Source organism: Amycolatopsis sp. lyj-109 (genome assembly GCF_046548995.1).
In the GTDB taxonomy this organism is placed as follows: Bacteria; Actinomycetota; Actinomycetes; order Mycobacteriales; family Pseudonocardiaceae; genus Amycolatopsis.
This window is the reverse complement of record NZ_JAJPWR010000015.1, coordinates 1-13,792: the sequence shown is the minus strand read 5'-3', so window position 1 is coordinate 13,792 and position 13,792 is coordinate 1. Positions and strand designations below refer to the sequence as shown.

The 13,792-nt window shown below is 72.0% G+C and carries 14 protein-coding genes; 6 read left to right on the top strand and 8 right to left on the bottom strand.

Going from position 1 to position 13,792, the window contains the following annotated elements:
- Positions 1-13 precede the first annotated feature (13 nt).
- Genes ACLJQF_RS30020 through ACLJQF_RS30010 form a run of 3 tightly spaced genes read right to left on the bottom strand, consistent with a single transcriptional unit; the run spans position 14 to position 1,619 of the window.
- Positions 14-658: a response regulator transcription factor gene (locus ACLJQF_RS30020; protein ID WP_410613697.1), complete on the bottom strand. Its 645-nt coding sequence runs from the start codon at positions 656-658 to the stop codon at positions 14-16.
- The gene (locus tag ACLJQF_RS30015) at positions 649-1,260 is read right to left on the bottom strand and encodes a sensor histidine kinase (protein WP_410613696.1); all 612 of its coding nucleotides are present in this window, start codon (positions 1,258-1,260) and stop codon (positions 649-651) included. The genes ACLJQF_RS30020 and ACLJQF_RS30015 overlap by 10 nt, the downstream gene beginning before the upstream one ends.
- Positions 1,257-1,619, bottom strand: coding sequence for a response regulator (locus ACLJQF_RS30010; RefSeq protein WP_410613695.1), 363 nt, complete (start codon positions 1,617-1,619; stop codon positions 1,257-1,259). Before ACLJQF_RS30010 ends, ACLJQF_RS30015 begins: the two co-directional genes overlap by 4 nt.
- Positions 1,620-1,760: 141 nt before the next feature.
- Here ACLJQF_RS30010 and ACLJQF_RS30005 point away from each other — a divergent pair, with 141 nt between their 5' ends.
- The 3 genes from ACLJQF_RS30005 to ACLJQF_RS29995 all read left to right on the top strand — a co-directional run bounded on the left by ACLJQF_RS30005 (position 1,761) and on the right by ACLJQF_RS29995 (position 7,046).
- Positions 1,761-3,527, top strand: coding sequence for a sensor histidine kinase (locus ACLJQF_RS30005; RefSeq protein ID WP_410613694.1), 1,767 nt, complete (start codon positions 1,761-1,763; stop codon positions 3,525-3,527).
- Positions 3,528-3,655: 128 nt separating this feature from the next.
- Positions 3,656-5,788: a bifunctional lysylphosphatidylglycerol flippase/synthetase MprF gene (locus tag ACLJQF_RS30000; protein ID WP_410613693.1), complete on the top strand. Its 2,133-nt coding sequence runs from the start codon at positions 3,656-3,658 to the stop codon at positions 5,786-5,788.
- An 88-nt stretch (positions 5,789-5,876) separates the two neighbouring features.
- Positions 5,877-7,046 carry an acyl-CoA dehydrogenase family protein gene (locus ACLJQF_RS29995; RefSeq protein ID WP_410613692.1) on the top strand — a complete coding sequence of 390 codons (1,170 nt, stop codon included), beginning with the start codon at positions 5,877-5,879 and terminating at the stop codon, positions 7,044-7,046.
- Positions 7,047-7,112: 66 nt separating this feature from the next.
- On the opposite strand, the gene ACLJQF_RS29990 is transcribed toward ACLJQF_RS29995, so the two are convergent.
- The 4 genes from ACLJQF_RS29990 to ACLJQF_RS29975 are packed head-to-tail and all read right to left on the bottom strand — an operon-like array spanning position 7,113 to position 10,408.
- Positions 7,113-7,433: a hypothetical protein gene (locus ACLJQF_RS29990; protein WP_020641584.1), complete on the bottom strand. Its 321-nt coding sequence runs from the start codon at positions 7,431-7,433 to the stop codon at positions 7,113-7,115.
- A 58-nt stretch (positions 7,434-7,491) separates the two neighbouring features.
- On the bottom strand, positions 7,492-8,127 hold the full coding sequence (locus tag ACLJQF_RS29985; RefSeq protein ID WP_410613913.1) for a TetR/AcrR family transcriptional regulator: 636 nt from the start codon (positions 8,125-8,127) through the stop codon (positions 7,492-7,494).
- The gene (locus ACLJQF_RS29980) at positions 8,124-9,674 is read right to left on the bottom strand and encodes an ATP-dependent acyl-CoA ligase (RefSeq protein ID WP_410613691.1); all 1,551 of its coding nucleotides are present in this window, start codon (positions 9,672-9,674) and stop codon (positions 8,124-8,126) included. The genes ACLJQF_RS29985 and ACLJQF_RS29980 overlap by 4 nt, the downstream gene beginning before the upstream one ends.
- A complete protein-coding gene (locus ACLJQF_RS29975; RefSeq protein WP_410613690.1) occupies positions 9,671-10,408 on the bottom strand; it encodes an enoyl-CoA hydratase/isomerase family protein in 738 nt (245 codons plus the stop codon). Before ACLJQF_RS29975 ends, ACLJQF_RS29980 begins: the two co-directional genes overlap by 4 nt.
- Positions 10,409-10,456: 48 nt before the next feature.
- Between ACLJQF_RS29975 and ACLJQF_RS29970 the strand changes: the two genes are divergently transcribed.
- Positions 10,457-12,082, top strand: coding sequence for an amidohydrolase (locus ACLJQF_RS29970; RefSeq protein ID WP_410613689.1), 1,626 nt, complete (start codon positions 10,457-10,459; stop codon positions 12,080-12,082).
- Between the two features lie 4 nt (positions 12,083-12,086).
- Here ACLJQF_RS29970 and ACLJQF_RS29965 read toward each other — a convergent pair whose 3' ends face one another.
- The gene (locus tag ACLJQF_RS29965; RefSeq protein WP_410613688.1) at positions 12,087-12,404 is read right to left on the bottom strand and encodes a hypothetical protein; all 318 of its coding nucleotides are present in this window, start codon (positions 12,402-12,404) and stop codon (positions 12,087-12,089) included.
- 53 nt (positions 12,405-12,457) lie between these two features.
- On the opposite strand from ACLJQF_RS29965, the gene ACLJQF_RS29960 reads away from it, so the two are divergent.
- Positions 12,458-12,898, top strand: coding sequence for a GNAT family N-acetyltransferase (locus ACLJQF_RS29960; RefSeq protein WP_410613687.1), 441 nt, complete (start codon positions 12,458-12,460; stop codon positions 12,896-12,898).
- Between the two features lie 40 nt (positions 12,899-12,938).
- Positions 12,939-13,622 carry a metal-dependent transcriptional regulator gene (locus tag ACLJQF_RS29955; RefSeq protein WP_086839591.1) on the top strand — a complete coding sequence of 228 codons (684 nt, stop codon included), beginning with the start codon at positions 12,939-12,941 and terminating at the stop codon, positions 13,620-13,622.
- Positions 13,623-13,792 lie beyond the last annotated feature (170 nt).

Sequence of the window (13,792 nt, the reverse complement as noted above, 5' to 3'; positions counted from 1 at the left end):
TTCGGCGTGCGTCTCAGCCGCGCAGGTAGGTCAGCACCGCGAGGACCCGCCGGTTGTCGTCGGCACCCTGGTGCAGCCCGAGCTTGGTGAACACCGAACGCACGTAGGCCTCCACGGTTTTCTGGCTCAGGTAGAGCCGCTGGCAGATGGCCTGGTTGGAGCGCCCTTCGGCCATCACCTCGAGCACCTCCCGCTCGCGGTCGGTCAGCTCGTCGAGCGGGCTGCGGGTGCGTTGGCGCCCGACCAGCTGCGCGACCACGGACGGGTCGATGACCAGTCCGCCGGCCGCGACCCGGCGGACGGCGTCGGTCAGCTCGTCGAGGTCGGCGACGCGTTCCTTGAGCAGGTAACCGGCACCGCGCGCGCCGGATTCGATCAGCTGCAGCGCGTAGTGCGGTTCGACGTGGGCCGACAGCACCAGCACCCCGACCGACGGGTGCCGCTCGTGCAGGTCCCTGGCCGCGTCCAGGCCCTCGGTGGTGTGCGTCGGCGGCATCCGGATGTCGACGACGACGGCGTCCGGTGGATCCTCGCGCACCCGGTTGAGCAACGACACGGCGTCGCCGACCTGGGCCACGACGTCGAACCCGGCTTCGGCGAGCACCCGTGCCACGCCTTCGCGGAAGAGCACGGCGTCATCGGCGATCATCACCCGCATGGCACGTCGGCCCGCACTCGAGTGCCACGGCCGCGGGGGCTCTCGACCCGCAGCCGGCCCCCGTGGGCGGCCACGCGGTCGGCCAGCCCGCTCAGTCCCGGCCCGGCCGGGTCGGCGCCCCCGGCGCCGTCGTCGCTCACTTCGACGCTCACCTGACCTCCTTGCTCGCGGACCACGACCTCGGCCCGGGTGGCGGACGCGTGCCCGGCCACGTTCTTCAACGCTTCGAAAACCACGAAGTAGCAGGTCCGTTCCACCGGCCCGGGTAGCCGCCCGCCGGGCACGGCCGAGACCACGGCAGGCACCGGGCACCGGTCGGTGAGCGAGGCGAGCGCCGGCGCCAACCCGGCTTCGGCCAGCAGCACCGGGTAGATGTCGCGGGCCAGTTCCCGCAACTCTGCCATGGCCAGGGCGAGTTCTTCCCTCGCTTCGGCGACGATCGCGGCCGCGTCACCGGTGAGTGTCCGGCCGGCCAGGCCCAGGGCCAGCGCGGCGGAACCGAGACGCTGCTGGGCGCCGTCGTGCAGCTGCCGTTCGAGCCGGCGCCGGAATTCGTCGGCGGCGTCGACGATCCGGGCGCAGTCCGGCTCGGGCGTCGTCACGTCCCGGGCTCCAGCAGCCGGCGGACGAGGTCGCCGCTCAGCGCGGACTTCGGGATGAACCCGACGGCGCTGCTGGTGTCGACGAGGGACCCGTAGTCGGTCCGGGAGCGGCTGGACACCAGGACCACGGCCGGCGCTTCGTCCTGCGCGTCCAGGGCCGCGGCGACGGCGAAGCCGTCCATGCCGGGCAGCCCGACGTCCAGCAGGACCACATCGGGCCGCAGCCGGGACGCGGCCGCGATCGCCGCCACGCCGTCGGCCGCCTCGCCGACCACGACCAGCCCGTCGGCCACCAGGACACGGTGGGCGAACGACCGGAACGCGGCGTGGTCGTCCACGATCAGCACCCGGGGAACCATCCCGCCATGGTGGCAGCGCCGCCACCCCGGCAGCTACAGGGACAACCCTGCGACCGGCGGCGGTTCAGCGGTACCGGGCGGGCCGGTCCTGCACTACCGTGCGGCTGCCAGGGGGAGCGGTCGAGCACAGCAGGACAGGTCATGGCTTCGGATACGGCGTTTCCCGGCGGGCAGGTCCACGGCACCCACCGGTTTGCCCGCGTAGGGCACGGGCCGGTCTTCTGGCTCCTGTTCTGGGTCGTGGCGCTCGCGGCCGAGTTCGGCGCGCTCCTCCCGGTGCTGTTCTCGAACGGCGCGCCCGTCGAGGCGATCGACGTCGCGTTCCGGCTGATCGGCGGCTCCTTCGCCGCCTGCGGGCTGATCGCCTGGCGCCGCCGGCCCGACAACCACAGCGGGCTGCTGATGACCATCACCGGCTTCGCCTTCTTCGTCAGCCCGCTGCTGAGCCAGCTCGATTGGCCGCCCGCACAGGTCGTCGCCCTGTGGCTGCCGGACCTCTGGGTCCTGCCCTTCGTCCTGCTCGTGCTGACCTTCCTCACCGGCGGGCGGGTGCGCACCACGACGGACCGGGTACTGGCCGGTGCGGTCCTGCTGGAGCTGGCCGTCCTGGCCCCGCTGTTCCTGCTGTTCGGCGGGGTGCCGGGCAACCCGCTCGCGCTCTGGCCCCACGAGCGGACCGCCGAGATCGTCGACGTCGCCCAGCGCGCCACCCTGCTGGCCGCCGTGGCCGGCACCGCCGCGGTCGTGGCACTGCGCTGGCGCTCGGCGTCGACGCCCGGCCGGCGCGCGCTGGTGCCGGGCGTTGCGGGCGCCGCCTGTCTGCTGCTGTTCGGGTGGCTGCTCGCGGCGCAGTTCCTGACCGGGGAGAAGTCGATGCTGCTCCTCTGGATCGGGGTGTGCTCGCTGCTCACGGTGCCGACCGCGTTCCTGGCCGGGCTGCTGCGGTCCCGGCTGGCCCGGGGCGGGCTGGCCGACCTGTTCCGCGGGCTGCGCACCCTGCAGCCCGACGACCTGCGCGGCGCGTTGGCCAAGGCACTCGGCGACCCGGACCTGGTGGTCGGCTACGCGACCACCTCGGGCGCCTACACTGACCTGGACGGCAGCCCGGTCACCCTGCCCGGCGCCGGAACATCGCAGTCGGTGGCCGGTGTCGAGCGCGACGGCAGCCGGGTCGCCGTGCTCGTCTACGACCGGTCCCTCGACGACGATCCCGAGCTGGTCGACGCGGTCACCGCCGCGGCGACGATCGCGCTGGAGAACCAGCACCTGCACACCGAAGCCCGGCGGCGCCTCGCCGAGGTCGAGCACTCCCGCGAGCGGATCATCGCCGCCGGTGACGCCGAACGCCGTCGCATCGAGCGCAACCTGCACGACGGCGCCCAGCAGGGCCTGGTCACGCTCGCGATGCAGCTTTCGCTGATTCAGCGGCAGATCCGGCGCGACCCGACGGACGCCGAACAGCTCGTCACGTCGGCCAGCGACCAGCTCGCCCGCTCACTGGCCGAACTGCGCGAGCTCGCCCGCGGCATCCACCCGGCCGCCCTCGACCAGGGGCTGGACGTCGCCCTCGAGGCGCTCGCCACCCGCTCGGCGGTGCCTGCGACGGTGGAGTACGCCGCCGGCCCGCGGCTGCCCCAGCCGATCGAGTTCGCCGCGTACTTCGTCGCGTCCGAGGCACTGGCCAATGTGGCCAAGCACGCGCGGGCCGGCGTCGTGACCGTGCGGGTCCGGCGCGACGGTCCGATGGCGGTCATCGAGATCGCCGACGACGGGGTGGGCGGGGTGGACCCCGCCGCGGGCTCCGGGCTGCGTGGTCTCACCGACCGCGTCGAGGCGCTCCGCGGCCACTTGACCGTGGTGAGCCCCGCCGGCGGCGGAACCGTCGTCCGGGCGGAACTGCCGGCGTAGGCGAGGGTTAACCCCTGCCGCCGGAGGGGCTGGCCCGGTGCCCGGCCCGGACCATCCGGCGGATCCTCGACTCCGAGAACCGGCACTTTCACGTGAAAGTGCCGCGGAGGACTTCCCAGGAGACAGCGATGAGCAGCTCGCTCACGACCACTGAGTCCGCGACGACCCCGTCGGCGACGCCGGCGCGCGTCCAAGCCCTGGCCACGGTGCTGGGCCGGCGGCTGCCGTTCACGACCGGCGTGCTGGTCGCGATCGTCGTCGCCGGCCTCGCCACCGGCACGCTGTGGGACGCCGCGAGCGACCGGACGTGGTTCGGCCACGTCGGCTACGGCCTGCCCGCGCTGGCCGACGGCTGGTGGTGGACTCCGGTGACCGGCTCGTTCCTCGCCCTCACGCCGATCTTCTACCTGCCGGTGCTGCTCTCGTTCGCCGTCTTCGTCGGCAGTGCGGAGTGGCGGCTGGGCACCGGGCGGACCGCGGCGATCTGCGGGCTCGGCCAGCTGGCCGGCGTGCTCGGTGCCGCGCTGACGCTCCTGGTGTTCCGGGACACCGGATGGTCGTGGGCGCACAGCCTCGCCACCCACGTCGACGCGGGTTTCTCCGCCGGTGCGCTCGCGTGCGCGGCGGCGGTGTCGGCGACGCTGCGCTCGCCGTGGCGGCTGCGGCTGCGCGCCGGGCTGTGGGTCTACGTCGGCGTGTCCTTCCTGTTCCTCGGCGGGCTCGCCGACCTCGAGCACCTGTGGGCCGTCGCGATCGCCCTGCCCCTGAGCCGCCGCCTGGCCGGCGGCCACCACGTCGGCCGGCCGGGCCGGGTGCGGGCCGGGCGCCGCGAATGGCGCCTGTTCGCCGCCACCGGCCTCGCGCTGATCGCCGTCGCCGAACTGGTGCTCTGGCTGTTCCCGGCGGAGAGCCCGCTGGGCACCACCGGCGGCGAGGACACCGGCTGGGGCATCGCCGTCAACATCGCCCTCGTCGCGCTCCTGGCGAACGGGCTGCGCAATGGCCGGCGGGTGGCGTGGTGGGGTGCGACGACGCTCGCCTCGATCAACGTGCTCGCCGGTGCGGTGGCCGTGCTCGGGTTCGCGTTCGGCCAGGAGTCCACGGCGGAGAAGGCGCTCACGATGACCGGCTCCGTGCTGTGGGCGGCCGAGCTGGCGCTGCTCGTCCTGACCCGCTGGGCGTTCCGGGCCCCGGTGCGCCGCGTTTTCGGCGTGGCCGCGGGGATCGGCGGGGCCGACGCGGCCGCCGCCCGGGAGCTGCTCGGCCGGCACGGCGGCGGCACGCTGTCCTGGATGGCCACCTGGCCCGACAATGCGCACTTCCGCACCCCGGACGGGCAGTCGGTTCTCGCTTACCGGCGCCACGCCGGGGTGGCCGTCGGCCTCGGCGACCCGATCGGACCGGCCGGATCCGCGGCCGGCGCGGTTCGCGCGTTCGCCGCGGCCTGCGAGCACGCCGGCCTCGTGCCGTGCCTGTTCTCCGTCACCCGGCCGGTCGCCGACGCCGCCGCGGAGCTGGGCTGGAGCCGGGTGCGGATCGCCGAGGACACCCTGGTCGACCTGGCGGGCCTCGAGCTGCGGGGCCGGAAGTGGCAGAACGTGCGCTCGGCGCTCAACCGGGCCACGAAGGAAGGGATGAGCTACCGCCACGTCGTGCTGGCCGACGAGCCGTGGGGCGTCCGCAGCCAGGTCCGCGCCATCTGCGACGAGTGGGTCGGCGACAAAGGCATGCCGGAAATGGGCTTCACGCTCGGCAGCATGGAGGAGGCGCTGGATCCGGCGACCCGGGTCGGGCTGGCCGTCGACGCCGAGGGCAGCGTGCACGGGGTCACGTCGTGGCTACCGGTGCACGGCCCGGGTGGCGAGGTCCACGGCTGGACCCTCGACCTCATGCGCCGCCGCGGCGACGGGTTCCGGCCCGCCATGGAGTTCTTGATCGGCTCCGCCCTGCTGGCGTTCAAAGCGGACGGGATGCGGTTCGTGTCGCTGTCGGGTGCGCCGCTGGCGCGGTCCGGATCGGACACCGAAGCGGCGCCGGTCGAGCGGCTGCTGGACGTGCTGGGCCGGGAGCTGGAACCGGTGTACGGGTTCCGGTCGCTGCACGCGTTCAAGGCGAAGTTCAACCCGCGCCACGAGCCGATGTACCTGGCTTACCGCGACGAAGGCGACCTTCCGCGGATCGGCATGGCGCTCACCCGGGCGTACCTGCCGGACGCGAACCTGCGGACCTTGGTGAAACTGGCCACCACGCACGCGGAGTGATTCTTGCGTCGATGGGCCCGGTGACGCACTATGGAGAGTAAGCAAGCGCTTAGCCAGTGTCAGTGTTGGTCGGAGGAGCAGCCACGTCATGGACTTTTCACTCAGCACCGAAGAACGGGAAGTGCGCGACTGGGTCCGCACCTTCGTCCAGCGGGAGCTGATCCCGCTCGAGCAGGAAGTCCTCCGGCGCGAGCGCGCCCACCAGCCCGGCCTGACCGGCGAGGAGCTCAAGGACCTCCAGCTCAAGGCGAAGGAGTCCGGCTTCTGGGGCGTGCTGACTCCGGAGGAGTACGGCGGCATGGGCCTGTCCGCCGTGATGGCCGCGCTGCTGGAGGCCGAGCTCGGCCGGACCTTCGTGCCGTTCCGCTTCGGCGGTGCCGCCGACAACATCCTGTTCCACGCCAACGAAGAGCAGAAGCAGACCTACCTGCTGCCGACGATCTCGGGCGAGCGCAAGTCCTGCTTCGCGATCACCGAGCCGGGTGCCGGGTCGGACGCCAAGGCCATCCGGACCACCGCCCGCAAGGACGGCAGCGACTGGATCATCAACGGCGAGAAGACCTTCATCACCGGTGGCAACGAGGCCGACTTCACCATGGTCTTCGCCATCACCGACCCGGAGAAGGGCGCGAACGGCGGCGTCACCTGCTTCCTCGTCGACCGCGAGGCCGGCTGGAAGTCCGAGTACATCGACACCATGGGCGAATGGGGCCCGGCGTCGCTGATCTTCCAGGACGTCCGCGTCCCGGAAACGCAGATCCTCGGCGAAGAGGGCCGCGGCTTCGAGCTCGCCATGCAGTGGATCGGCCAGGGCCGCTACCTGCTGCCCGCCCGCGCGATCGGCTCGTGTGAACGGCTGATCTCGATGGCCATCGAGCACGCCAACACCCGCGAGACGTTCGGGCAGAAGATCGCCGAGCGGCAGGCCATCCAGTGGATGATCGCCGACTCCGGCGTCGAGCTGGAAGCGCTGCGCTGGCTGGTGCTGCACGCCGCCTGGCAGGTCGACCAGGGCCTGGATTCGCGGCATGCGCAGTCGATGGCGAAGCTGTACGGCGGCCAGAAGGCCAACGAAATCGTCGACCGCGTCCTGCAGATCCACGGCGGCATGGGCTACACGCGCGAGCTGCCGGTCGAGCGGTGGTACCGCGAGCTGCGGCTGCTGCGCATCTACGAGGGCACCGACGAGATCCAGCGCCGGACGATCGCCCGCAACCTGCTCAAGGGGCACGTGAAGGTCGGCAGCACTCTGGGCTGAGACCCTGGAACGCGAGAAGCCGTCAAGACCGCCGTCCTGGCGGCCTTGACGGCACTTCGGGTCTGCTTACTTCTTGTTGCGAATCGCGATCGGGACGCCCGCGAGGTCCTCTTCGTTGCACAGGAGCTTCACGTCGTAGTACGGCGAACCCTGACGGTCGTCGTAGTCGAGGTGGATGGCCAGGACGTCGAGCGGCTCGCCCAGCCACTCCTGCGCCTGCCGTAGCCATGCGGAGCACCGTGCCAGGGCGGTGGGGAGATCGTCATCGCGGAACTCGACGGGGCGATAGGGGACATCCTGCACCTGATCGCGGGGGCTTTCCGGCGCCGGGAGGCCCGGCGCGAGACCCGAGTCGTCCAGTTCCAGTTGGATCGTTTCCTCAGTCACCCTTCGAGCGTCCCCCACGCACGCCGTCTGGGCAAGGCGTACACAGGTAAAAGCGCCGCTAAACGGACACGCCCCACTCTTTCGCGACGATTTCCCGGCACCGTCGCAAGTCGGTCACGCCGGGCGTGGACGTGCAGCCCAGCGCCCTCGACGCCAGTTCCGCGTAGTGCTCCGCCAGCTCGTCCAGCGCCAGCGGGCCACGTGGGGAATACCACCTCGCGACGCCGCTGCACATCTCGAGCAGGGCGAGCCGGGTCACCGCCGGGTGCTCCACACGGAACACCCCCGCCACCACACCTTCGTCGATCGTGGCCGCCCACAGCCGTTCGTAGGTGTCCCGCAGGGCCACCACCGGCTCGCGCGCGGCCGGGGACAGCACGTCGACTTCGTTGTCCACCACCCGGGTTTCCGCCGGTCCGACGGCGTGCGCGAGGACGTGCAGCGCGACCAGCGTGCGCAGCCGGTGCACCGGGTCGCCGCCACCCGCGGTCGCCTCGCGGGCGGCGTCGAGCAGCCGGTTCAGCGCGGTGCGCATGATCTCCGCGAGCAGATCCTCCTTGGTGCCCATGTAGTGGTACAGGCTGGCCGAGGACAGTTCCGCCTCCTGCGCCAGATCCCGGATGCCGGTGCCGTGGAAGCCCTTGGTGGCGAACAGCTTCACCGCCGCCGCGCGTATCCGCTCCCGGGTGCTCACAGCCATGCTTCCGCCTTCGCGTCCCAGGAGCCGGCCCGCGGGTCCGCGACCTTGCGCAGCTCGCCCTTGGCCACCCGCTCCGACGGCGTCATCGGCAGCGCGCCGGCGAACGCCCAGAACCGCGGAACCTTGAAGTAGGCCAGCTTTCCGGCGCAGAACGCGGCGAGCTCGGCGGGGTCCGGCCGGTCGCCGTCGCACACGACGTACGCCTTGATCTCCTCGCCGCGCAGTTCGTCGGGCACCGCGACGACGGCCGCCAGCCGCACCGCCGGGTGCAGCAGCAGCGCGCGCTCGACCTCGTCGGCCGAGACGTTTTCGCCGCTGCGGCGGATCATGTCCTTGGTTCGGCCGACGTAGTAGACGCGGCCGGCGGCGTCCATCCGGGCGAGGTCGCCGGTGTGGAACCAGCCGTTTTCGAACGCTTTCGCCGTCGCGTCCGGATCGTCGTGGTAGCCGTGCATCAGCCCGATGCCGCGGATCAGCAGCTGCCCGGTTTCCCCGCGCGGCACCGGCTTCCCGTCGTCGCCGGCGATCAGCACCTCACGGTCGCGGCCGGGCCGCCCGATGCAGCCGGTGCCGACGGTCTCGTCGTGGTCGGCGGCGGTCATCCGGATGTCGCCGCCGGTTTCGGTCATCCCGAACGCCTCGTACCACGGCACGCCCCAGCGGGCCTCCAGTTCGGCGTGCAGGTCGTGCGGGATCGCCGACGCGCAGATCGCGCGGACCCGGTGGTCGCGGTCGGCTTCGGAGGGTTCCTGGCGCAGCAGCAGCGTCGGCATCAGGCCGAGGCAGTAGAACCAGGTGACGCCGTGCTCGCGCACCTTCGCCCAGAACGTGCTGGGGTGGAAGCGGTCCAGCACGACCAGGGTGGCGCCCCCGGCGAGTCCCAACGCGACGTTCCACTGTGGATCGATGTAGTGGAACGGCTGCGCGGTCAGGATGACGTCGTCCTCGCCGACGGCCGGGAAGTCGGTGGCCAGGCTCACCGCGAGGGTGGTCCAGTAGCGGTTCGGCAGGACGCAGCCCTTGGGTGCCCCAGTGGTCCCGGAGGTGTACTGGATGTTGACCGGCGTCTCCGGCACCGGCGCGAAGGCGCCGCTTTCACGTGAAAGCGACGCCCCCAGGTGGTCGCTTTCACGTGAAAGCGACGCCGGGGTGATGACTTCGGTGAGGGCGATGCGGGTGAGGAGGGCGGTGAATTCGGGTGCGGCGACGGCCAGCTTCGCACCGGAGTGGCGGAGGACGTGGGCGCCGTCGAACTCCTGGTAGTTCGTGTTGACCGGCACCAGCTGCGCGCCGATCTTCGCCAGCGCGAGCCAGATCAGCGGGAACTCCGGCTGGTTGCGCAGCATCACGGCGACCCGGTCGCCCTGGCCGATCCCGCGTTCCGCCAGCGCCGCGGCGATTCGTGAGCTTTCCCGGTCGACCTCGGCGAACGTGAAGCGCTGTCCGGTTTCGTCGAACAGCCAGGCGGTGCGCCCGGGCCACAACGCGGCGGCCCGGGTGACGAGCTGCGCGAGGGTCCCGATGTCGGACAGCGGCGTCACGCCCGGCTCCGGAAGGCTTCGGTGGACGCGGCGACGGCGGCCGAGTGCTCGGTGATCAGGGCGTGGCTGACCTCGAGTTCGAGGGCGGGCTCGACGTCGATCGGAGTGTCGAGGACGCGCTTCGCCATGGCCGCCGCGGCGGGCGGGTGCTCGGCGATCCGCTGGGCCCAGCCCAGCGCTTCGGCCTGGAGCTGCTCCGCCGGCACGGCCGCGTTGACCATGCCCAGTTCGGCGGCCTTCCGCCCGTCGAAGCGCTCACCGAGCAGCAGGAGCTCCTTCGCCTTGAGCGGACCGACCAGCAGCGGGAGCAGCCGCGACGCCGCGCCGGTGACGCTCAACCCGAGCGAGACCTCGGGGAAGGCGAACACGGCGTCCTCGGCGGCCAGGATCAGGTCGCAGCCGAGCGCGAACTCCGCGCCGGCGCCGATCGCGTAGCCGTGCACCGCCGCGATCACCGGCTGGCGCAGCCCGCGCAGCCGCCGCGTGACGTCCTGGAGCCGGTCCAGCCGCGTCCGCGAGTCACCCTCGGGGGTGGGTTCCTTGAGGTCGTGGCCGGCGCAGAAGGCCCGGCCGTTCCCGGACAGGACCACGACGCGGGCGTCGCTGCGGGCGGCGGCGTCGAGGGCGGCGAGGAAGTCGTCGACCAGCACGGCCGCGACCGCGTTCAGCCGCTCGGGCCGGTTCAGCCGGATCTGCGCGATGCCGTCCTCGACGGCGAAGTCCACGGTGGGCATGAGGGCGATGCTAGACGTTCGATCGATCGATCGATAGCCTCTGGACTCATGCGGGTCGATGCGGTCTACGAGAACGCCACGGTGTGGACGGGCGAAGGCGTCACCAGCGCTCTCGCCGTGCTGCACGGCCGGGTGGTCGCGCTGGGGGACGACGCTCTCTCGCTTTCGGCGCGCTCGCGCGTCGACCTCGCCGGCGGGTTCGTCGTGCCCGGCTTCCACGACGCCCACAACCACATGGCGTGGTTCGGCATGGGCCTCGACGACGTGCCGCTCAGCGACTGCCGCAGCGTCGAGGAGGTCTACGACGCCGTCGCCGCGCGCGCCGCGACGCTGCCGGCCGGGAGCTGGGTGATCGGCAGCGGGTACGACCAGAACAAGCTCGCCGGCGGGCACCCGGACTCCCGCGGCCTCGACCGCGCCGCGCCGGGCATGCTCGTGCGGCTCAAGCACATGTCCGGGCACATGACCGTGGTCAACTCGGCCGTGCTCGACCGGCTCGACCTGGCGAACGTCCCGGTCGGCGGCGACATCGTGCTTGCCGCCGACGGCTCGCCGACCGGCCTGCTGCGCGAGCAGGCGCAGCTGCTGCTGCGGCCGCTCACCTACCCGACCCCCGTCGAGCGGGTCGTGCGCGGCCTCGGCCGGGCGTCCGAGCAGTACCTGGCCGAGGGTATCACCAGCGTCCAGGAAGCCGGGATCGGCGGCGGCCTGGTCGGTGAGACACCCGCGGAATTGGCCGCTTACCAGGAGGCGCGCGATCGCGGCGTGCTGCGCGTGCGCAGCACGGTGATGGTCGCCGCGAGCGTGCTGCACGACCTGCCCGACAACGCCGGCTTCGGCCTCGACCTCGGCCTGCGCACCGGCCTCGGCGACGAGTGGCTGCGCGTCGGCCCGATGAAGTTGTTCGCCGACGGCTCCCTGGTCGGGCGCACCTGCGCGATGCACGAGCCCTTCGACGGCGCTGAAACTGCCTCAGACGCCGGCGGGCTGGACAACCGCGGCTACTTCCAGGTGCCCGAGGACGAGCTGGCCCGCACGATCCGCCGCGCCCATGAAGCGGGCTGGCAGATCGCGACGCACGCGATCGGCGACCGTGCGATCACCGTCGTCCTCGACGCCTACGAAGCCGCGTTGGCCGCTTCGCCGCGCATGGACCACCGGCACCGCATCGAGCACTGCGCGGTGCTCCAGCCCGCGGAGCTGACCCGGCTCGCCTCGCTCGGGCTCATCCCATCGCCGCAGGGAAGGTTCGTCAACGAGCTCGGCGACGGCATGCGCGCCGCGCTCGGTGAAGCCCGCGTCCCGTGGTGCTACCGGCTGCGAAGCGTGCTCGACGCGGGGTGCGTGCTGCCCGCGTCCTCGGACCGGCCCGTCGTGAACGGCGCGCCGCTGCTCGCCCTGGCCGACATGGTGCGTCGGCGCACCGCGTCAGGCGCTCCCTTCGGACTCGAAGAGGCGCTGACGCCGGAGCAGGCGTTGCGCGCATACACGTCCGGCTCGGCGTACGCGACCTTCGCCGAGCGTGACCTGGGCACGCTCGAGCCCGGGAAGCTCGCCGATTTCGCCGTGTTGTCCGGTTCGCCCCTGGACGAGTCCGCTTTGGACGACCACGCTTTTGAAGAACTCAGCGTGCAAGGCACCGCCGTCGGCGGCGAACTGCGTTACCAAGCCTGATGACTCACCTCCCCACGTGTTCGAGTGCTTCCTCGGCCAGCGCGGCCCAGGGGTGTGGCGACCCCGGGGCCAGCGCCAGCCATTCCTTCATCGGGGTGCCCTTGTTGGCGTCGAAACGCACCCCGTGCCCGCCCTCCACGAGCTCGTCGACTCGCGCGCGAGGCAGCTTGAGCACCAGCCGCCCGCGGACGAACATCGCGAAGATCCGGCCGTGCGCACGCAGCGCCGAGCGCCCGAACCCGCCGGTCGTGCCGGGTGGCGTGATGCCCGGACGTCCGGTGAACTCGTCGACCAGGTCCTCGAACTTCTCCTCTGGTGACATCGACCACCTCCACCCGCGACCGTAACGACCACCACCGACAAAAAGGAGCCGCGATGCCCGTCCGCGACGCCGTCTTCGAAGACATCGAGGAAATCTGCGCGCTCATCGAGGAGCACGCCGTCTACGAGGACAACCACGACCTGAAGCTGGACCGCGCCGAGATGAGCGGGCACCTGTTCGGGCCGGACCCGAAGGCCTGGGTGCTGATCGCGACCCCACCCGGCGAGCCGGGGACGGTCGCCGGCTTCGCGTTCTGCAGCTGGAACTTCTCCACCTGGGAGGCGCGGCCGGGGATCTGGCTGGACGACCTGTTCGTCCGGCCCGCGCACCGGCGCTACGGGCTCGGCAGCGAACTGCTCGACGAGCTGCGCACCCGTACGACCGGCCGCGTCGAGTGGGACATGCAGGAAGGCAACGAAAAGGGGGAGGCGTTCTACGCCCAGCTCGGCGCCGAGCCGGTCCCGGGCTGGATCCGCTACCGCTGGCGAACGTGAACTTTCACGAGAAAGAACCCGGCCCCGTATCGTATGCGGTATGGGAGATGGTTCGGTCCGGAGGTCCTCGTCGGTCGAGGACTACGTCCGGGTGATCTACGGCCTGGTCGAGCGGGGAGAGGCGGTCACCAACGCGTCGCTCGCCGGCCGGCTGGAGGTCAGCCCGTCCTCGGCGTCGGGGATGGTCACGAAGCTGTCCCAGCTCGGCCTGGTCACCCACGCCCCGTACCGCGGCATCGAGCTCACGGCCGACGGCAGGCTGCTGGCGCGTTCGGTGCTCCGGCGGCACCGGCTGATCGAGACGTACCTGGTGTCGGAGCTCGGCTACACGTGGGACGAGGTCCACGCGGAGGCGGACGCGCTGGAGCACGCGGTGTCGGACAGGCTTGTCGAGCGCATCGCGGCCAAGCTGGGCAACCCGGTCCGCGACCCGCACGGCGACCCGATCCCGGCCCCGGACGGCAGCGTGGAGGAGCTGCCGGTCCGCATCCTGGACGACCTCCCGCCGGGCGCGGTCGGCGAGATCGTCCGGGTCTGGGACACGGACCCGGAGCTGCTGAGGTACCTGACGGAACACGCGATCAACCTGGGCGAACGCATCGAGGTCGTGGAGCGGCAGCCGTTCGGGGGGCCGATGGTGGTGAAGGTGGGGTCGCCGCCGGATGCGGCCACGCACGCGATCGGCAAGGAGATCGCGCAGGCGCTGTCGGTCACCCTGCGCTGACCCCGGGCGCCCCAATGTGGCCTTCGGTGCGTCTGACGCACCGAAGGCGGCTTGGGTTCATGGGGTGGTTGCAACACCGATGGTTGGAGGGTGTTGTGGCTGGTCGGGTAGGTCGGGTGCCGTTGTTGCGGGATGTGCGGGTGCGGTTTTGGGAGCAGGTGCGGGCGGGG